Origin of the sequence: Streptomyces sp. NPDC006643 (assembly GCF_042870175.1) — a bacterium.
Lineage (GTDB): Bacteria > Actinomycetota > Actinomycetes > Streptomycetales > Streptomycetaceae > Streptomyces.
On the sequence record NZ_JBIAHA010000005.1, the window covers coordinates 256,110 to 275,172 of the forward strand.

Annotated in this window: 19 protein-coding genes; 8 read left to right on the top strand and 11 right to left on the bottom strand. The window is 71.4% G+C overall.

The window, feature by feature from the left end; translation table 11 throughout:
* Positions 1 to 29: 29 nt before the first annotated feature.
* From ACFYNU_RS09485 to ACFYNU_RS09520, 8 genes are all read right to left on the bottom strand, one after another.
* Positions 30 to 1,067 (bottom strand): serine hydrolase domain-containing protein, encoded by a 1,038-nt coding sequence (locus ACFYNU_RS09485; protein WP_388765677.1) that lies wholly within the window; start codon positions 1,065 to 1,067, stop codon positions 30 to 32.
* On the bottom strand, positions 1,064 to 2,068 hold the full coding sequence (locus ACFYNU_RS09490) for a DUF6895 family protein (protein WP_356584516.1): 1,005 nt from the start codon (positions 2,066 to 2,068) through the stop codon (positions 1,064 to 1,066). Before ACFYNU_RS09490 ends, ACFYNU_RS09485 begins: the two co-directional genes overlap by 4 nt.
* A complete protein-coding gene (locus ACFYNU_RS09495) occupies positions 2,065 to 3,054 on the bottom strand; it encodes a DUF6895 family protein (RefSeq protein WP_356584517.1) in 990 nt (329 codons plus the stop codon). The genes ACFYNU_RS09490 and ACFYNU_RS09495 overlap by 4 nt, the downstream gene beginning before the upstream one ends.
* Positions 3,051 to 3,743, bottom strand: a complete 693-nt coding sequence (locus ACFYNU_RS09500) for a hypothetical protein (RefSeq protein ID WP_356584518.1) — start codon at positions 3,741 to 3,743, stop codon at positions 3,051 to 3,053. The genes ACFYNU_RS09495 and ACFYNU_RS09500 overlap by 4 nt, the downstream gene beginning before the upstream one ends.
* 12 nt (positions 3,744 to 3,755) lie before the next feature.
* Entirely contained in the window at positions 3,756 to 3,932 is a 177-nt protein-coding gene (locus ACFYNU_RS09505) for a hypothetical protein (protein WP_356584519.1), read from the bottom strand.
* A gap of 76 nt (positions 3,933 to 4,008) precedes the next feature.
* The gene (locus ACFYNU_RS09510; protein WP_356584590.1) at positions 4,009 to 6,123 is read right to left on the bottom strand and encodes a lipopolysaccharide biosynthesis protein; all 2,115 of its coding nucleotides are present in this window, start codon (positions 6,121 to 6,123) and stop codon (positions 4,009 to 4,011) included.
* A 52-nt stretch (positions 6,124 to 6,175) separates the two neighbouring features.
* Entirely contained in the window at positions 6,176 to 7,321 is a 1,146-nt protein-coding gene (locus ACFYNU_RS09515) for a DegT/DnrJ/EryC1/StrS family aminotransferase (RefSeq protein ID WP_356584591.1), read from the bottom strand.
* A gap of 148 nt (positions 7,322 to 7,469) precedes the next feature.
* The gene (locus ACFYNU_RS09520; RefSeq protein WP_356584520.1) at positions 7,470 to 8,315 is read right to left on the bottom strand and encodes a helix-turn-helix domain-containing protein; all 846 of its coding nucleotides are present in this window, start codon (positions 8,313 to 8,315) and stop codon (positions 7,470 to 7,472) included.
* Between the two features lie 236 nt (positions 8,316 to 8,551).
* On the opposite strand from ACFYNU_RS09520, the gene ACFYNU_RS09525 reads away from it, so the two are divergent.
* A complete protein-coding gene (locus ACFYNU_RS09525) occupies positions 8,552 to 9,400 on the top strand; it encodes an ABC transporter ATP-binding protein (protein WP_356584592.1) in 849 nt (282 codons plus the stop codon).
* Positions 9,397 to 10,257 (top strand): ABC transporter permease, encoded by an 861-nt coding sequence (locus ACFYNU_RS09530; protein WP_356584521.1) that lies wholly within the window; start codon positions 9,397 to 9,399, stop codon positions 10,255 to 10,257. Before ACFYNU_RS09525 ends, ACFYNU_RS09530 begins: the two co-directional genes overlap by 4 nt.
* 133 nt (positions 10,258 to 10,390) lie before the next feature.
* Here ACFYNU_RS09530 and ACFYNU_RS09535 read toward each other — a convergent pair whose 3' ends face one another.
* Positions 10,391 to 11,296: an RNA polymerase sigma factor SigF gene (locus ACFYNU_RS09535; RefSeq protein WP_356584522.1), complete on the bottom strand. Its 906-nt coding sequence runs from the start codon at positions 11,294 to 11,296 to the stop codon at positions 10,391 to 10,393.
* Between the two features lie 342 nt (positions 11,297 to 11,638).
* On the opposite strand from ACFYNU_RS09535, the gene ACFYNU_RS09540 reads away from it, so the two are divergent.
* Positions 11,639 to 12,007, top strand: coding sequence for an STAS domain-containing protein (locus ACFYNU_RS09540; protein WP_356584523.1), 369 nt, complete (start codon positions 11,639 to 11,641; stop codon positions 12,005 to 12,007).
* Positions 12,008 to 12,241: 234 nt separating this feature from the next.
* On the top strand, positions 12,242 to 12,733 hold the full coding sequence (locus tag ACFYNU_RS09545) for an ATP-binding protein (protein WP_356584524.1): 492 nt from the start codon (positions 12,242 to 12,244) through the stop codon (positions 12,731 to 12,733).
* A gap of 120 nt (positions 12,734 to 12,853) precedes the next feature.
* Here ACFYNU_RS09545 and ACFYNU_RS09550 read toward each other — a convergent pair whose 3' ends face one another.
* Positions 12,854 to 14,407, bottom strand: a complete 1,554-nt coding sequence (locus ACFYNU_RS09550) for an oligopeptide:H+ symporter (protein ID WP_356584525.1) — start codon at positions 14,405 to 14,407, stop codon at positions 12,854 to 12,856.
* Positions 14,408 to 14,688: 281 nt separating this feature from the next.
* On the opposite strand from ACFYNU_RS09550, the gene ACFYNU_RS09555 reads away from it, so the two are divergent.
* On the top strand, positions 14,689 to 15,366 hold the full coding sequence (locus ACFYNU_RS09555) for a response regulator transcription factor (protein WP_189109494.1): 678 nt from the start codon (positions 14,689 to 14,691) through the stop codon (positions 15,364 to 15,366).
* 56 nt (positions 15,367 to 15,422) lie between these two features.
* Complete coding sequence (locus ACFYNU_RS09560) at positions 15,423 to 16,688, top strand: ATP-binding protein (RefSeq protein ID WP_356584526.1); 1,266 nt, start codon at positions 15,423 to 15,425, stop codon at positions 16,686 to 16,688.
* A 59-nt stretch (positions 16,689 to 16,747) separates the two neighbouring features.
* Here the strand turns inward: ACFYNU_RS09560 and ACFYNU_RS09565 are convergent, their stop codons facing one another.
* Entirely contained in the window at positions 16,748 to 17,245 is a 498-nt protein-coding gene (locus ACFYNU_RS09565) for a GtrA family protein (RefSeq protein WP_356584527.1), read from the bottom strand.
* Positions 17,246 to 17,417: 172 nt separating this feature from the next.
* Between ACFYNU_RS09565 and ACFYNU_RS09570 the strand changes: the two genes are divergently transcribed.
* Positions 17,418 to 18,536, top strand: a complete 1,119-nt coding sequence (locus ACFYNU_RS09570) for a 5-(carboxyamino)imidazole ribonucleotide synthase (RefSeq protein ID WP_388765721.1) — start codon at positions 17,418 to 17,420, stop codon at positions 18,534 to 18,536.
* Positions 18,533 to 19,057 carry a 5-(carboxyamino)imidazole ribonucleotide mutase gene (purE, locus tag ACFYNU_RS09575; RefSeq protein WP_356584529.1) on the top strand — a complete coding sequence of 175 codons (525 nt, stop codon included), beginning with the start codon at positions 18,533 to 18,535 and terminating at the stop codon, positions 19,055 to 19,057. The genes ACFYNU_RS09570 and purE overlap by 4 nt, the downstream gene beginning before the upstream one ends.
* Positions 19,058 to 19,063 lie beyond the last annotated feature (6 nt).

A 19,063-nucleotide genomic window follows, 5' to 3' on the forward strand; every position in this document is an offset into this window, starting at 1 on the left:
CTCAGGAGCCCGCCCTCAAGTGCCCGGTCTCAGGCGCCGAACAGCACCTCGTACGCCGTCGGCACGAACGCGTCCGCACGCCGGAAGCGCCGCGTGGAGACCGCCGCCACCGCCGTCCCCGTCCCCGGGCAGAAGCCGAGAAAAGCCTGCTGTCCGCTCGTCGCCCCGCAGTGGAAATACGCGGGCCCGTGGTCGGTCGGATGCTGGAACCAGGTCAGGGTGTGCGTGTGGGCCTTGCCGAGCCCCCGGCGCAGTACGGGGCGCCGCACCGCGTGCAGCGCGTCCGCCAGCGCCGGAGTGCGCTCCGGCCACAGATGCGCCTCCAGGAAGGTGAGCATGTCGTGCGGGGTCGCCCGGATCGCGCCGGCCGGCGCGAAACCGCCGATACGCAGCGGAGGTACCTCGCCCACCCCGTCCGCGCCGTGTCCGACGGCGTCGCCCGTCCCGGTGGCGGGGAGCGTCGTCGTGGCGGACAGCCCCAGCGGCCCCAGGACCCGCTCCGCCAGCAGCGTCTCCCAACTGGTGCGGGTGGCGGCGGACAGCGCGTGCCCGAGCGTGGAGACACCGAAGTTGGAGTAGGACCAGCGGGTGCCGGGCCGGTGGCGCGGACGCGCCCGCAGGAACGCGTCGACCACCCGGTGCGCGGGATATCCGGCGAACGGGTTGGTCCGCCAGCGGGACAGCGCCTGCGGGTAGAAGTCGAGCGGCAGGGCCGGCAGTCCGGACGTGTGGGTGATCAGATGCCGCAGGGTGATCGGCGCGACGAGCGGCGGCGGCGCGGTTCCGAAGCAGGCCGCCGCCGAGTCGTCGTACGCGACATGACCGGTCCGCGCGAGCTGGGCCAGCAGCAGACCGGTGTACGGCTTGGACGCCGAGCCCGCCTCGTAACGCAGCCCCTCCGCGCCGGGCGATGCCCGTACCGTGCGGTGGCCCCGCACCGACATGGCGAAGACGACGTCGGGGGCGTCGACCGCGCGTACGGCCGCGTCGAGCCGTCTGAGCGGCGTACCGGCGAGGGCGGCGCGCGCGCTGTCCGCCCGTACCGTCATGATCTCGTGCTCGCTCATGACGCCACGGGCGCGGCCAGACCAGCCAACGCGCGCGAGGTGGCGAGTACGGAGGCGAGGGCGGCGGCCAGCGTCGAGTGGTAGACGATGTCGAACATCTGGTCCCAGCTCCCCTCCGGCATCTCGCGCACGGCGGGCATCGCGCCGTCGGGCTGCTGCGCCGCCGCGAGGCCGCGCCACGCCCGCTCGTCCAGTGTCGGCTCGGGCAGACAGGCGTCCACGACGAGCAGTTCGGCGAGCAGGTCCCAGCGCCGGAGGTCCAGCCAGTCGTCCAGCCAGACCGGCAGCCACAGGGCGAGATAGTCGGCGATGGGCTTCGGCAGCCCGGCCGGTCGCTGGCCCCAGTCGGTGAGATGGAAGACCGTGTGGGTGATGTCGTACCCGATGTGGCCCTCCACGGTCCACGGCTCGGGCGTGCGGGCGAGCCAGGTGCGCTCGGTCGCGTCCTCGACGGGTGTGCTCGGCATCAGCCCGAAGCGCTGCTCGTACGCGGAGATGCCCAGGCGCCGGACGGGCAGCAGCTCCAGGGCGGCCCAGCTGCCGAGCCGGTGGTTGAGGTGGACGGCGCGCTCGGTCTCCGGCTCCTGGTAGCCCAGCTCCTTGAACGGCAGATAGACCTCGAAGGGGATGGGGGACAGCGGCTCCTGGCGCTGGCCGCGTGCCAGACTCCGGCCGCCGTCGAGGGCCTCGCGCCACAGATGGTCCATCAGGCCCCGCGCGAGGGACGCCTGCCGTGAGCCCGCCACCCCCTCCCGGAAGAGGATCTTGCAGATCATGGCGGCCTCGCCGATCGGCTTGAACCGCTCCATATAGCCCACTTCGGGGTCCGCGTCGGGTTCGAGCCGGAATCCGGCGCGGTTGGCGTGCAGCCACTCGATGGCCTGCGCGCCGACCTGGTGGATCAGCCGGGTGCGGTCGGCGGTCGTGCCGCCGGTGCCGGCAGTGTCCGTACCGGTGCGGCCGGTCTCGGTGTCGTCGGTCCCGGTGTCGTCGGTCGTCATGCGACGCCTCCCTGTGCGGCGGCCAGACGTACGTCGGCCAGCGTGGCGGCGAAAGCGCCCACCAGCGTGGAGTGGTAGCAGTGCGCGAAGTCCCTCGCGGGCTCGCCCGGCCGCCCGGTCCCGGTCTCCGGGAACCCGCCGCCCGCGTCCTGGACTTCGGCGATCCGGGCGAAGGCGGCCTCGGCGGCGCCGGGCAGCCCGTCGTACGACGCCGCGTCGGGAATGCTCGCGGCGACGGCGAGCAGTTCGCAGCTCAGGTCCCACTGCTCCGCCTCCAGACAGGTGTCCAGCCAGGCGGGCAGCCAGGCCGCCAGATAGCCGCCCAGTTCGGCGGGCATCCGGTGCGGGGCGTTGCCCCAGTCGGTGAGATGGAAGACGACGTGCGTCAGCCCGTAGCCCGCCGTCCGCTCGAACGTCCACGGCTCCGGCAGACCGCCCAGCCAGGTCCGCGCCAGCGCCGTCGGCGGCTCCCCGGACGGCGGGAAGCCCACCCGGCGCTCGGAGTTGAGCACACCGAGACGCCGGTTCGGCTCCTGCTCGATCCGCGCCCAGCCGCGGGTGCCGCACACCGTCGCCGCCAGCTCCTCGAAGCCCGGGTGCCGCAGATCCGCCGACGCGAAGGCCGCGTAGATCTCCAGCGGATACGTGGTGAAGGGCTCACCGCGCAGCAGTTCGAGGAAGAGCCGGCCCCGCCCGGTCTGCTCCCACGCGAAGTCGAGCAGTGCCGAGGCGTGCCGGTGGCGCTCCGTCCCGGGGCTGCTCCGCTCCCGTACGGAGTGGGTGAGCTGGGCCAGTTCGCCGAGCGGCTTCAGGGTCAGGTTGACGTTCGTGTGCGGGGCCAGCACATCGTCCGGCAGCCGGAAGGAGTCCTGGTGGTCGCGCACCCACTCCAGGGTGGTGCGTGAGACATGGGACGCCCATGACTCACGCGCCGCCCGCGCCGGGGCCGGTGTCTCCCGCACCTCGGCGGTCCGGGGCGTGCTCATGCCATGACCCCGGCGCGGATGTGGCGCGCGGCGTGCAGATGCAGACCGACCCGCGCGTCGGCCCCGGCCATCTGCCCGACGAAGTCGAGACCGGCCTCCAGCCCCAGCGTGTCGGGGACGCCGTCGATGACGGTCAGCCAGCGACCGGCCCCGGCCGCCTGGAGCCAGTCCCGGCGGCGTACGGCGCGTACGAAGCCCCGTGCCACGTCCACCGGGCGGCGGGCCGCCACCCGGGCGACCCCCGAATCGGCGCCGGGCACGGCGAGCGCCCCGAGCAGGGACAGTTGATGGGTCAGCCGCGGCCAGTCCAGCGCGTCGAGCCACGACGCGTCGGGCCCGGAGTCCGCGCCGGTCGCGGGCGCGTCGAGGCGGTGCAGTGTCTGGGTCATCGCCCAGTGGCTCCAGACCGTCGTCTCGGACGACGTGGCGCCGGGGGCGAAGGCGACGACGGCGCGCTGGAAGACCGCGAGGTCGTCCGGCAGCGGGCGGCGGCGGGTGAGGACGCTCGGCAGCAGCACGTCGGCGCCCAGCACGCGCACCGCGGCCAGGCCCAGCCGGTCGTCGGCGAGTGCGCCGACGGTGCCGCCCACAACAGAGGAATGGCCTCCGTCCCGAAGGACGGAGACCACCTCTGAAGCGAGGTCATGCACCACACCCGCCAGGCGGGGAGGGGTACCTGACTGCTCCATTCGATTCTCCCGTCAGCCCTTCTTCGGGCGCGGGGTCGGCGGCGAGAGCAGAAGCCCTCCCGCGCCACCGATCAGGGCGAGCGACGCGCACTCGCGGCTGTCGCGGTAGGTGCCTTCGGCCTCGCTCGGGCTCAGGACCGCGTCGATGTCGACGTCCAAGTCCCTCGTGATGTTGGTCTCGTTGGACATACCATCATCCCCTCAGAAGGAAACTGATTCCACGTACCCACTCAGTGGAACGTACATATCGGACACCCGCAAACGCTCAGCGTCCTGACCGGGGTGTTTCCCCGGAGGCGCGGGCCGCGCGATCGGCTCTACGGCGGGCCGTACGCACCAGTACGGCCAATACCGAGATCGCCAGCAGCACCCCGGACACCGGGACCGCGAACTCCGCGAAGACGCGCTGCGCCGCCCAGCCCGCCACCGCCAGCACCCAGACCGCCGCGGCGACGATCCGCCCGTCCAGCCACCCGTTCGCGCGCGACGCGCGCAGCGCCACGGCGGCCAGCCCCAGACAGAGCAGTTGCAGGGCGACGGGCAGGATCTGCGCGGCCCGTTCCAGGTCCATCAGCCGGGCGGTCGCGTCGACGAGCGGCCGGTGCCAGGGGCCGGCCGCCGCCTCGGGCCGGACCCCGAGGAGCGGCGGCACGCCGTGCAGCGCGCCGAACAGGGCCAGCACGCCCGCCGTGAGCAGGAGCGGACGCGACCGTACGAGCGCCACGGCCGCGCACTGGACGACGACCAGCAGGATTCCGGCGCCGAGGGTCAACGGCGGCAGCGCGGCGAGGAGTTGGGTCCCCGACGCGGAGCCGGTGCCGAACCCGGCCGCGTCCCGCAGCGGCAGCCAGAACAGCCCGGTGGCACCGGCCAGCAGCAGCCACAGCACCGTGGCCGACAGATTCCCCCGCGGGGGGCGCGGCGGTGGCGGCGCCGGCTCGGCCCTGCGGGGCGGCGCGGGCCTCGGTACGTGCACGGGCAGCCCGAAGGCCGGGGTCGCCGTGTCGTACCCGCCCTGCGGATAGGTGGTCTGCCGCGCCCACGCCGCCCGGTACGCGGCCTCCTCCGCCGCGTCGAGCGGGCCGCCTCCCCCGAGCCGCCGCCGCTCGGCGGCCTCGCGCGCCCAGGTCGTCCCGTACCCCTCCGCCGCCCCGCCGCCGTGCCTGCGCAGCGCCGACCGCAGCCCCGGCGCCGCCACCAGCGCGATCAGCGTCATGGACAGCAGCATCGCCAGCCCGGCGCCGGAGATCCCGGCGGGCCCGAGCAGAAACACCGCGCTGCCGAGGACCGACACGCACATGGCGCCCTGGAGGGCGGCGAGCATGCCCGTACGTCCCTGGACGCGCAGCACCCCGATGTACAGCTCCACGACCACGCGCGGCAGCGCGGCGGCGGCCAGCAGGCGCAGCACCGTCGAGCCGTGCTCGGCGTAGTCGGCGCCGAAGGGGGCGAGGAGCTGCGGGGCGAAGACCACCAGCACCAGCACCACGGGCACCAGCAGCACCGTCATCCGGCGCAGCGCCCCGCGTACGCCCTCGGCCAGCCGCTCGGGGGAGTGGGAGGCGTGCGCGGTCAGCGAGGAGGCCATGTTGATGGCCATGAACTCCATCGTCCCGCCGACGGTGTAGGCGGTGTAGAAGAACGCGTTGTGCGCGGCGTCGAAGCGGACGGCGACCATCACCGGCAGCAGGTTGATCATCGCCAGGCTGAACAGCGCGCCCACCGAGTCACCGGCCAGGAACCGCCCGATGTCGGCCGGACGCGGCGGCTCACGGTCCCGGTCGTCGGCGGCCTGCCGGGGGATGAGCCGGCGGAACACCAGCCAGCCCAGCGGCAGTACGGACAGCGCGATGGCCGCCGCCCAGGACACGAAGACGCCGAGGACCGGCAGGACGGTGGCGAACACGACGAGCAGCAGCAGCTTGCCGAGCGAGAAGACGGCGTTGCCGACCGGCACCCAGAAGGCCCTGCGGAGCCCGGTCAGCACCCCGTCCTGGAGGGTGAGCAGCGCCCAGGCGACGCAGGCGGCGGTGAAGAGCAGCCCGGCGGTGACGCCGTCGAGCGGCGCGTACGAGGGGCCCCACAGGTCGAGCGTCAGCAGAAAGACCACACAGGCGGCGCACACGACGGCCGAACTGACCGCGTACGCGCGCCAGACGAGTGCTCCGGTCGCCCGCCCGGCGCGGGGCACGTAGCGCACCACCGCGCCGATCATGGTGGTCGCGGTGAGGGAGGCCAGCAGCCGCATGGCGGCGATGGCGGCGGAGCCCTGGCCGACGGCCTCCTCGGTGTAGTAGCGGGCGGCGACCAGCCAGAAGCCGAGTCCGAGGGCGGCGGAGACGCCGGTGGAGAGCATCAGCGCGTACGCGTTGCGGAACATCGACTCGCCGCTGTCCGGCCGACCCTTTCTCGTGGCCGTACGCCGCGCGGTGTCAGTCACCACCGTGCCCCGGAGGCAAGGCGGGCTCGGCCCCCGACTCGTCCAGTACGGCGATGACTCGGCGGGCCCGTAACGGGTCGGCGGGCAGGGCGTGCCGCGCGAACCAGGCGGCCGGCTCGGGGCGCGGCGAGGCGTCGGTGAAGACATCGCCCGCGTACACGTCGAGCGGCGGGTCGTACAGATAGCCGGTGGTGATCCGGTGCCGGGCGAGCGCGGCGACGGCGGCGTCCCGGTCGGCGACCAGCAACGGCACCCGGAACAGCGGCCGGACCACGCCCCCCGGCGCCGCCCACGGGCTCGCCAACAGCCGTTCCGTGCCCGCCCGGTGGGCGGCGAGCAGCGGATCGAGCCCGGACAGCAGCCGTTCGGTACGGCGCAGCCGCACCCGGCCGGGCGTGCGGCGGTACGGGTGCATGTCCACCCGTACCCACGAGTCGAAGCCGTCCAGACCCCGCCCGTCGGCCAGCGCCTCCTTCAGCTCACCCGGGCGCAACTCCATCCGGATGCCCCGGCGTTCCTCGGCGCCGACCGCGCGCAGCAGACCACGCGCCGCGCGCACCAGCCGCAGCCCGCGCACCCCGGCCTCCGCGTACGGCCGCAGGGCGTAGGCGAGTTCGGCGCGGAGGCCGGCCGGTGCGAGGAGCGCGTCGCGGGCCGCCGCCAGTTCGTCACGGAGCGCGGGGTCGGCCACGGCGACGAACCCGCCGGTCCTGGCGCCCACATGCTTGGAGAGGCTGAACACGGCGGCGTCCCCGAAGGTCCCGACGGCCCGGCCCGCCACCACGCTGCCGATGGCGTGGGCCGCGTCCTCGATCAACGGAATCCCCAACGCGTCGCAGCGGGCGCGCAGTTCGGGCGCCGGATCGGGATTCCCGTACAGATTCGTGGTCAGTACGGCGGCCAGCCCCCGCCAGTCGGACTCGGGCAGGGCCGCCGGGTCGATCGAGCCGTCCAGCGCGTTCAACGGGGCCAGGACGGGGCGCAGTCCGGCCGCCAGCACCACGAACATGATCACGTCGTCGTTGACCGGCGACATCAGCACCCGGCCGCCGGGCGGGCACCAGTGGCGCAGCGCCACATAGAGCCCGAGCCGGCAGGACGGCACGTACAGACACTCCCTGCCCAGACGCCGCCCCATGAACGACTCCAGCGCGGCGTACGACATCGGGCTGCCCGCCTCCAGAGCCTGCCCCACAGCCATCCCGTCTCCCCCCGGCCCCCGGATCAATGTGGCCTTTGGGGACGCTCCCGTCAATACGGTCCCGGGGCCGGGCGGACGCGTCGGATCACCGTGCCAGGGCCGCCCGTTGAGCCGGGGTGACCCGTCCCGGCCCGGCGTGCCGCAGGGCGCCGGTGACGCGCTCGACGGACCAGCCGAGCCCGGCGGCCAGCCGCTCCACATCGGCCGGCGCCTTCGCGTGCACGAGCGCCGCGAGGAGCGTCAGCGCGTCCTCGACACCGGCGGGTCCGCTCGCCATGTCGGCGCCGAGGGTCGCGAAGAAGTCGCCCATGCGCTCCAGCCGGACCCCGGCGGGACTTTCGGCGCCGACGACACCGGCGCCTCGCCGGGCGGTCTCCGCCCAGTTCTCGGTGGAACGCGTGTCGCGCTTCCAGGCCCGAACCCAGACGTCGTCGTCCACGACGTACCGCTCGCGGCGCCCACGGGGGTCGCGCTCGCGCCGGACCACCTCCAGCCGTTCGAGGTAGCCGACGGCCTTGGAGACCGACGCGGGGCTGACGCGCAACTGCCCCACCAGGTCGGCGGCGGTGAGGCTGCCGGAGTCGGTGAGGAACAGCCGGACGAGGACGCGGGAGGCCATGCGGGGCAGCCCGGTCGTCACCAGCATCGCCACGAACTGCTCGGCGAAGTGCCGGAGTTCGTCGTCCCGGTCGGCTCCGTCCCCCGGGCGCGGCGTCGTGGGTGCGGCCCCGCGCCGCCGGGCCCGGCGCTCGGTGGCCCGCAGCGCGCGATCGGCCCGGTAGCCGTCGCTGCCGCCGTTGCGCGCCACCTCCCGGCTGACGGTGGAGGTGGGCCTGCCGAGGCGTCTGGCGATCTCCGCGTATCCGAGCCCCTCGGCCAGCCCCGCGCCGATGTTGCGGCGCTCCTCGTGCGTCAGCCTGCCTCCGGGCATCCGCGCCCGCCTCCTGACAACTCGTTGGCGAATGGTCGGTCCAGTATGCGTTCACCGTCATCTCATTGCAACGATCTGTCGATGATTCCTGTTGCATTCACCGTCATGACCATTGCAATCGTGTTTGACGACTTATGAAACGCAACGTAGCTTTCGAGATTGTTGAACAACCAAGGCGAAGGGAGTCCGAGGTGACGACCAGCGGCGGAGTCGTGCTCGACGTCGAGGGACTGCGTATGCGGTACGGCGCGAACGACGTCCTGCGCGATGTGCGGTTCCGGGCCCACCAGGGGGAGGTGCTGGCTCTGCTGGGGCCGAACGGGGCGGGCAAGACCACCACGATCGAGATCCTGGAGGGCTTCCGGATGCGGTCGGCGGGCCGCGTCGACGTACTCGGCGCCGATCCGGCGCACGGCGACGAACACTGGCGGGCCAGGATCGGAGTGGTCCTCCAGTCCTGGCGCGACCACGGCAACTGGCGGGTACGCGAACTGCTCGCCCATCTCGGCTCGTACTACGCCCCCTACACGACCGACCACATCCAACGCCCCTGGGAAACAGATGAGTTGGTCGAGGCGGTCGGCCTCACGGCGCACGCGGCCAAGAAGATCAGGACACTCTCCGGCGGGCAGCGGCGCAGGCTCGACGTCGCGATCGGCATCGTCGGCCGCCCCGAACTCCTCTTCCTGGACGAGCCGACCGCCGGCTTCGACCCGCGCGCCCGCAACGAGTTCCACGACCTCGTCCACCGGCTGGCCCGCGACCAAGCGACCACCGTCCTGCTCACCACCCACGACCTGGACGAGGCCGGAAAGCTCGCCGACCGCATCGTGGTCCTCGTCGGCGGCCGGATCATCGCCGACGGCACGGAGGACGAACTGGCGCGCCAGGTCGCCGGCGAGGACGAGGTGCGCTGGACGCTCGACGGGGATCACCACACCCGTACGACCGCCGACTCGACCGGCTTCGTACGTGAACTCTTCGCCCGGCACGGGGCGGCGATAGGCCAACTGGAGGTCCGCCGGGCCTCGTTGGAGGACACCTATCTGGCACTCGTACGCCAGGAAGAGACGGCGGCCCGATGAACACCACCATGACCCCGACGCCCGGCACGGTACGGGTGGGCTGCTCCCGAGGTCTGATCGAACTGCGCCAGTCCTTCACCAACCGCGCCGAACTGCTCTCCCATCTGCTCTGGCCCACCCTGATGCTCACGGTGATGTACTTCCTGCGGGACACGGCCTTCGGCTCCGGCGGGCTCATGCTCGGCACCCTGGCCCTGCCGAGCATCCTCGGCATGAACGCCGCGATGGGCATGGTCGCCATGAGCCAGACACTCACCGCCGAACGCGAGGACGGCACCCTGCTGCGCGCCAAGGCGACCCCCGACGGCATGCCCGCCTATCTGATCGGCAAGGTCGTCACCGTCGGTGGCGGCCTGCTCGCCGACCTCGCGATCCTGCTGGTCCCCGGCCTGCTCGTCATCGACGGCCTCCGCGCCGGCGGCGCCGGCTCCTGGCTCACCGTGACCTGGGTCCTGCTCCTCGGCATGGCGGCGACCCTGCCCATCGGCGCGATCCTGGGCTCGGTCTTCACCAGCGCGCGCGGCCAAGGCCTCATCCAGCTCCCGGTGTTGGGCATGATCGCCATCTCCGGCATCTTCTACCCGCTCACCGCGCTGCCGGAGTGGGTGCAGTGGCTTGGCCAGGCGACCCCCATCTACTGGCTCGGCCTGGGCATGCGCTCCGCCCTTCTCCCGGACGCCGCGGTCGCCGTCGAGATCGGCGCGTCCTGGCGGCCGTGGGAGACGGCCGGGGTGCTCGGTCTCTGGGCGGCACTCGGCCTGGCGCTCGCCCCCCTCGTACTGCGCCGGATGGCCCGCCGCGAGTCGGGTTCGAGCGTGTCGGAACGCCGCGAGAAGGCACTGCGCCGCGTCGGCTGAGCACCGTGGAGCCGTTCCGCAGCCGCTGACCGGAGTCCGCTGCTCGGCGGATTCCACCGACGACAACGGCCCGGTGACCGTCGGAAACGGTCACCGGGCCGCGACGGAGAACGCGCCCTCGAAGGAGTCGCCGTCACTCCTCCAGCGTCAGGCCCTTCCGCAGTCTGACGAGCGTGCGCGACAGCAGCCGGGACACGTGCATCTGCGAGATGCCGAGTTCCTCACCGATCTCCGACTGCGTCATGTTGGCGACGAACCGCAGCGACAGGATCGTGCGGTCCCGCGCCGGAAGCCCGGCGATCAGCGGCTTCAACGACTCGACGTACTCGATGCCTTCGAGCCCGTGGTCCTCGTAGCCGATGCGGTCGGACAGCGCCCCCTCGGTGTCGTCGTCCTCGGGCTGCGCGTCCAGCGAACTCGCCGTGTACGCGTTGCTCGCCGCCATCCCCTCGACAACCTCGTCGTTGGTGATGCCGAGCCGGTCGGCGAGTTCGGCGACCGTCGGCGCGCGGTCCAGCTGCTGGGACAACTCGTCGCCGGCCTTGGCCAGTTCGAGACGGAGTTCCTGAAGCCTGCGCGGCACCCGCACCGACCACGACGTGTCGCGGAAGAAGCGCTTGATCTCGCCGACGATCGTCGGCATCGCGAAGGTGGGAAACTCGACGCCCCTGCTGAGCTCGAAGCGGTCGATCGCCTTGATCAGCCCGATCGTGCCGACCTGGATGATGTCCTCCATCGGCTCGCTGCGGGAGCGGAACCGGGAGGCGGCGAACTTGACCAGGGCGAGATTCAGTTCGACCAGGGTGTTCCGTACATAAGCATGCTCGTGCGTGCCTTCTTCCAGGCCCTCGAGGCGCCCGAAGAGGGTCTTCGACAGAGACCGGGCATCCACCGCGCCCACCTCGTCGAAGGGCGGGATCTCTGGCATGTCATCGAGGCCCGGGAAACCGGCCGCGGATGTGGCGCCGGTCTCGTCAGGTTGGGACGGGATTGTCGACGCCGCGTCCTGGGTACGCGGTTCGTCGAGCCGGGGTGACATGGTCTCCTCCATACGTTCTCGGCATATGGCTGCCGATGCCAATACGCGCTGCTGCGGTTTGCGGCGCCTCCATGGCCGGTCGTTTTCGGTCTGGTGAGTTGTGTCCGTACTAGCCCTATCGGTTGAGCGTGGACACGTGCAAGTGTCATTTCGTACATATGTCCGTATTGCGTGGGAGATTGGCTACCGGAGAACGCATGAAAGGCGTAATGTTTCGGTGAACGTCAACGGCGAGTGACGCGACGAGGAACGCCATCGCGGGCATGGTCACAGCGCCCCGGGCGGGAAGTTCTGAATCATCTGATGACGGCGCACAACACGGCAGAAGAGGGACAGACGGGCATGGACCGCCAGACGGTCGGCAGCGCGAACCGGGGCCGGCTTCGGGTCGAAGTTCGGACCGAGGGCCGAAGCGAGGTCGTGACAGTGGCGGGTGAGCTGGATCACCACACCGCCGAACTGTTGCGCGTGCCGCTGGAAGAAGCGGTCGACCAGGGGCGGGTACGCCTCGTGGTCGACTGCTCGCAGCTTGAGTTCTGCGACTCGACCGGGCTGAACGTACTGCTCGGAGCCCGGCTGAAGGCCGAGGCCGAGGGTGGCGCGGTCCATCTGGCCGCGATGCTCCCGGTGGTCGCCAGGGTCTTCGAGATCACCGGCGCCGACGCGGTCTTCACCGTGCACGAAACGCTGGAAGAGGCTCTTGTCGAGTGACCCCGGGGGCCCTGCGAAAAGGCCCGGCGGGATCAAGATGTTGCAAGTGTCACGTCACCCGCGTAGGTCTTGTGGGTGTTGTCACGATTACGCCGGGCAGAAGACACCCCGGGTCGTTCGGGACAGGCCGGGCACTCTCTGTATCGAAGAAGTGGCGCGGCATGACGCGCGAGGACACAACGTATGACGTATCGACCACACGGCGAAGCGGTGAATCGGTGAGGTGAAGCGCTGATGAGCACCACCCGGCAGTTTCCGCCGGGCGAATTCGGCTCCGAGCCGGACGGCGCGGGTACCACCCACGCCGGGCCTGAAAGCCGGGTACGCACCCTGGCGTTGGGCAACGCCAGCGGCATCGTTCCGATGGCACGCGACTTCACCCGTCAGGCGCTCTACGACTGGGGCTGGCTGCCGGCCGAGAGCGCGGACCGCCGCGCCGCCGCCGAGGACGTCCTGCTCGTCGTCTCCGAACTGGTCACCAACGCCTGTCTGCACGCCGAGGGCCCCGAGCAGTTGCGGGTCTCCTCCGACGCCAAGGCGCTGCGCCTCGAAGTCACCGACCGGGGCACCGGCCAGCCCGCGCCCCGCACCCCGCACCGCGCCGGCCGGCCCGGCGGGCACGGGATGTTCATCGTGCAGCGGCTCTGCCTGGACTGGGGCGTGTCCCGTACGCCGGGAGCGCCCGGCAAGACGGTCTGGGCGGTCCTGGCGGCGCCTCCGGCGTAAGCCGGCCGGGCGCCGCGCGCCGACACGCCCCCCGTCGGCGCCCGCCCGCCTCGCCGTACGCCCCCCGGCGTACGCCCGCTCCTCGCCGTACGCCCGCCCCCCCGGCGTACGGCGCGCCTGTCAGCGCACGTCGCCCATCAGAGCCCGCACCTTCTTGCGGTACATGAACACCGCGAAGCCCGCGAGCGTGGCCAGCGCCGCCTCCAGGGCGACCACCCCCGTACGGCTCAGATCGACACCGGCGATGGAGAGCATCCCCGTCACCGAGTCGCCCGCCGTGACCGCGAGGAACCAGACGCCCATCATCTGACTGGCGTACTTCGTCGGCGCCATCTTCGTCGTCACCGACAGTCCCACCGGCGAGACGCACAGCTCGCCGACGGTCTGGATCAGATAGATGCCGACCAGCCACACCGGACTGACCAGGGTGCCGTCCGCCGCCAGGACCAGCGGGATCAGGAAGAAGAAGAACGAGACGCCGACGAAGGCCAGGCCGGCGGCGAACTTCACCACCGTGCTCGGCTCCTTGCCGCGCCGGTTCAGCCAGAGCCAGAGCCAGGCGATCACCGGGGCCAGCGCCATGATGAACACGGGGTTCAGCGACTGGTACCAGGACGTCGGGAAGCCGATGCCGAAGACCTGGTCGGCGGCCTTCGTCGTACCGAACGCCTGGATCGTCGACCCGCCCTGGTCGTAGATCATCCAGAACACCGCGGCGGCGACGAAGAACCAGATGTACCCGGACATCTTCGTCTGCTCGGCCGCCGTCAGATCCTTGTCGCGCTTTATCCGGATCAGCACCCCGGCGGGGATGACGATGCCCGCGAGCGTCAGCGGCACCATCGCCCAGTTCAGGGTGAAATGACCGGTGAAGACGACGATTCCGTAGAAGGCAGAGCCGATCAGCAGCCAGGTCAGCCCCTTCGTCAGCCAGTTCGCCCGCTCCTCGCGCGACAGCGGCGTCGGGACGCGGCTGCTCCGCGGCGACAGATGCTTCGTGCCGAGCAGGAACACGATCAGTCCGATGCCCATGCCGACGGCGGCGAGCGCGAAGCCGAGGTGCCAGCTGTACTTCTCACCGACGGTGCCGATGATCAGCGGCGCGAAGAAGGCACCGATGTTGATGCCCATGTAGAAGATGGTGAATCCGCCGTCGCGGCGCGGGTCGTTGGGGCCGTCGTAGAGATGGCCGACCATCGTGGAGATGTTGGACTTCAGCAGACCGGAGCCGAGCGCCACGAGCGCCAGACCGGCGAAGAAGCTGCCCGAGCCCGGCAGGGCGAGCGTCAGATGGCCCACCATGATCGTGCAGGCGGCGATCGTCACGGTCCTGCGCGGGCCCCAGACCCGGTCGCCGAGCCAGCCGCCGGGCATGGCCAGCAGATAGACCATCGACAGATAGATCGAGTAGATCGCCGTCGTGGTGGCCAGGGTCAGCCCCAGACCGCCCTCCTGGAGCCCCTTCGAGGCGTCGGGCCCGCCGGACAGCAGATAGATCGTGAGCAGAGCCCTCATGCCGTAGAAGCTGAAGCGCTCCCACATCTCCGTCATGAAGAGCGTGGCCAGCCCGCGCGGGTGGCCGAAGAAGGTCTTCTCGGGGGTGTGGTGGGGGCCGGGGCCTGTGGGGCGGCCACCGGTCGGGTCGGGGGAGTCCTTGGTGAGGCTGGACGCCATGGGGGGATCCTTGCTCGGTCGGGTTCATGAAAAGGGGACCTTCGGCCCTCAAGCTGCCAAAGATCCCCAATTGGTCCTACGAAGCGCGACGCCACCCTACGGCACGACAGAGTGAGATAGAGGACGACAGAGCGGTATATGCACGGAAGTGAGGGGTGAATCACAGGTTCGTGTCCACACCACCGACCACATTCGAAGGCAGTCGCCCCAATCGCATCCCAGAGCCACAGGCATTGGCGATCACTGCCCGGCCGCTCCCTCGCGCGGACTACCATCACCTCATGACCCGTGTACTGCTCGCCGAGGACGACGCGTCCATCTCGGAGCCGCTGGCCCGCGCCCTGCGCAGGGAGGGCTACGAGGTGGAGGTACGCGAAGACGGTCCCACCGCGCTCGAAGCCGGCCTCCAGGGCGGCGTGGACCTGGTCGTACTCGACCTGGGACTCCCCGGCATGGACGGCCTCGAAGTGGCCCGGAGGCTGCGCTCCGAGGGCCACTCCGTACCGCTGCTCGTGCTGACGGCCCGCGCCGACGAGGTGGACACGGTGGTCGGCCTCGACGCGGGCGCCGACGACTATGTGACCAAGCCCTTCCGGCTGGCCGAACTGCTCGCCCGGGTACGGGCCCTGCTCCGGCGCGGCGCGAGCGAGCCGGCCGCCTCGCCCACCACCCACGGCGTCCGCATCGACGTCGAGTCGCACCGGGCCTGGATGGGTGAGGAGGAGCTCCAGCTGACCGCGAAGGAGTTCGACCTGCTGCGGGTCCTGGTCAGGGACGCGGGCCGGGTCGTGACCCGCGACCAGCTGATGCGCGAGGTCTGGGACACCACCTGGTGGTCCTCCACGAAGACCCTGGACATGCACATCTCGTGGCTGCGCAAGAAGCTGGGCGACGACGCGGCGAACCCGCGCTACATCGCGACGGTACGGGGCGTCGGTTTCCGCTTCGAGAAGAGCTGAACGGCGCGAAGCGGAGCCGGCCGTACAGAAGTCCGGCCGAACAGAAGTAGGGCACAGTGCGCCGTCGTCTGATCAACTCCACGCTCGCCGTGGTGCTCGTCGTCATCGCCGTCTTCGGGGTCTCGCTCGTCATCGTCGAGACCCGCACGATCACCAGCAGCGCCCAGGAGAGAGTGGACCTGGAGGCCCAACGGCTGGTCAGCATCGTCGACAGCCGGCTCCTCGGCGGCGAGCGCGTCACCGAGGCGATCCTGCGGGAGCAGATCGACGACGGGCGGTACGCCAAGGTCGAGATCCCCGGCCGCCCGACCGTCGAGATCGGCACCCGCCCCGACGACGGCGCCCTCCGGGGCAAGGCCGAGGGCGAACAGGGCGAGACGGTCACGATCGAGGAGTCCCGCGCGTCCGTCACCCGCGAACTCGGCAACACCTTGATGATCATCGGCGCGGTGGCGCTGCTCGCCGTCATCGCCGCCGTGCTGCTCGCCGTACGCCAGGCCGACAAGCTCGCCTCCCCGCTCACCGACCTCGCCGAGACCGCCGAACGCCTCGGCTCCGGTGACCCGCGCCCCCGCCACCGGCGGTACGGCGTGCCCGAACTGGACCGGGTCGCCGACGTGCTCGACTCCAGCGCCGAACGGATCGCGCGCATGCTGACCGCCGAGCGCCGACTGGCCGCCGACGCGTCGCACCAGCTCCGTACGCCCCTCACCGCGCTCTCCATGCGGCTGGAGGAGATCTCCACCACCGACGACCCGGACACCGTCAAGGAGGAGGCCACGATCGCGCTCACGCAGGTCGAGCGGCTGACCGACGTGGTGGAGCGGCTGCTCACCAACTCGCGTGACGCGCGCACCGGTTCGGCGATCGTCTTCGACCTCGACGACGTCGTGCAGCAGCAGATCGAGGAGTGGCGCCCGGCCTACCGCAGCGCCGGCCGCGCGATCGTCTGCTCCGGCACCCAGCACATGCGGGCCGTCGGCACCCCCGGGGCCGTCGCCCAGGTCCTCGCCGCGCTGATCGAGAACTCCCTGATGCACGGCGGCGGTACGGTCGCCCTGCGCAGCCGTATCACCGGGAACCAGGCCGTGATCGAGGTGACGGACGAGGGGCCGGGCGTACCGGCGGACCTCGGTTCGCGGATCTTCGAGCGCGCCATCAGCGGGCACAACTCGACGGGCATCGGCCTGGCGGTCGCCCGCGACCTGGCGGAGGCGGACGGCGGGCGGCTCGAACTGCTCCAGCAGCAGCCGCCGGTGTTCGCGCTGTTCCTGAGCCGCGAGGTGCGCGTACGCGAGGAGCCGAAGAAGACGGTCAGATGACGAGGCCGTCAGCTCACGAAGGCGGTCGGCGGATCAAGACAGGCGGCTGACGAAGACCGTCAGCTGACCCGGCCGGGCTCCGGGACCCGCTCGGGCGCGGGCACCGCCTCGGGCTGAAGCCTGCGGAACACCCAGGTGCGGTACGACCAGAAGCGGAAGAGCGTCGCCACGCCGATCCCGAGGAACTTGAACACGTTGCTCTGGAGCGGCCCGTCCCAGCCGAATCCGTACGTCGCCGTGTAGAGCACACCATTCTCGATGACCAGCCCGACCGCGCTGAACAGCAGGAAGAGCGTCAGCTCCTTCGTACGGCGGCTCTTGTCGCGGTCCCGGTAGGCGAAGTAGCGGAAGCCCACGTAGTTGCAGGCGATCGCGACGACGGTCGCCAGGATGCTGGCCCGCACCACCGGCAGCTCGGTGGTGTGCCGTACGAGGTTGAAGACCAACAGATTGACCAGCAGCCCCACCCCGCCGACCGCGCCGAACTTGGCGATCTCACGGGCGAGCAGGGACAGCCGCTCCCGCAGGGCTTGTCGCTGCGAAGGCGCGGCAGTCATCTGGTCGCTCAGCCCCGTCCGGTCGGAGTGCGGTGTGCTCGGTCGACGAGGCAGTCTCGTCGCCGAAGTGGCCGGCGTCCCGACGACGGCGCCGACCGACCCACTGTAACCACCGGACCGGCCCAGACCCGGCGACGGATACCCTGGGTGTGTGACGTTCCCGGTAGTCGGCATGGTCGGCGGCGGTCAGCTCGCCCGTATGACCCACGAGGCGGGCATCCCCCTCGGCCTCAGATTCAAGCTCCTCAGCGAGACCCCACAGGACTCCGCGGCGCAGGTGGTGGGCGACGTGGTCGTCGGTGACCACCGCGATCTGGCGACGCTGCGCGCCTTCGCACGCGGCTGCGACGTGATCACCTTCGACCACGAGCATGTCCCGATCGAGCATCTGCGCGCGCTGGAGGCGGACGGTGTCGCCGTACGCCCCGGCCCCGACGCGCTCGTGCACGCGCAGGACAAGGGTGTGATGCGCGCCAGGCTCACCGAGCTGGGCGCGCCGTCCCCGCGCCACCGCATCGTCAGCGACGCGGCCGACGTGTCGGCCTTCGCCGCCGAGGTGGGCGGCTTCCCCGTCATCCTCAAGACGGTGCGCGGCGGGTACGACGGCAAGGGCGTCTGGTTCGTCCGATCGGAGGACGACGCCGAGCAGCCCTTCCGCGCCGGTGTCCCCGTCCTCGCCGAGGAGAAGGTCGACTTCGTCCGGGAGCTGGCCGCGAACATCGTGCGCTCGCCGCACGGCCAGGCCGTCGCGTACCCCGTCGTGGAGTCCCGCCAGGTCGACGGCGTGTGCGACACCGTCATCGCGCCCGCGCCCGGTCTCTCGGAGGAGCTGTCCGGCCAGGCCCAGCAGCTCGCGCTGCGGATCGCCGCCGAGCTGGGCGTCGTGGGGCATCTCGCGGTCGAGCTGTTCGAGACGGCCGACGGCCGGATCCTCGTCAACGAGCTGGCCATGCGCCCGCACAACTCCGGCCACTGGACCCAGGACGGCGCGATCACCTCGCAGTTCGCCAACCATGTGCGGGCCGTGCTCGACCTGCCGCTCGGCGACCCGCGCCCGCGCGCCCCGTGGACGGTCATGTGCAACGTGCTGGGCGGCGACTACCCCGACATGTACGCGGCGTATCTGCACTGCATGGCGCACGACCCGCAGCTCAAGATCCACATGTACGGCAAGGACGTGAAGCCCGGCCGTAAGGTCGGCCACGTCAACACCTACGGCGACGACCTGGCCGACGTGCTGGAGCGCGCCCGCCACGCCGCCGGATACCTCCGAGGAACGATCACCACATGAGCTCTCCCCTCATCGGCGTCGTCATGGGTTCGGACTCCGACTGGCCCGTCATGGAGGCCGCCGCCCAGGCGCTGGACGAGTTCGAGATCGCCTACGAGGTCGACGTCGTCTCCGCGCACCGGATGCCGCGCGAGATGATCGCGTACGGCGAGCAGGCCGCCGGACGCGGGCTCAGGGCGATCATCGCGGGCGCGGGCGGCGCGGCCCACCTGCCGGGCATGCTGGCCTCCGTCACACCGCTGCCGGTCATCGGGGTCCCCGTACCGCTGAAGTACCTGGACGGCATGGACTCGCTCCTGTCGATCGTCCAGATGCCCGCGGGCGTGCCGGTCGCCACCGTCTCCGTAGGAGGAGCCCGGAACGCCGGCCTGCTGGCCGCGCGGATCCTCGCCTTGCACGACCCGGAGCTGCTCGTCCGTATGAAGGACTTCCAGCAGCAGCTCAACGAACAGGCCACGGACAAGGGCAAACGCCTCCGTACGAAGGTCGCCGGACACGACTCCTTCGGCTTCGGAAAGTGAGGGGGA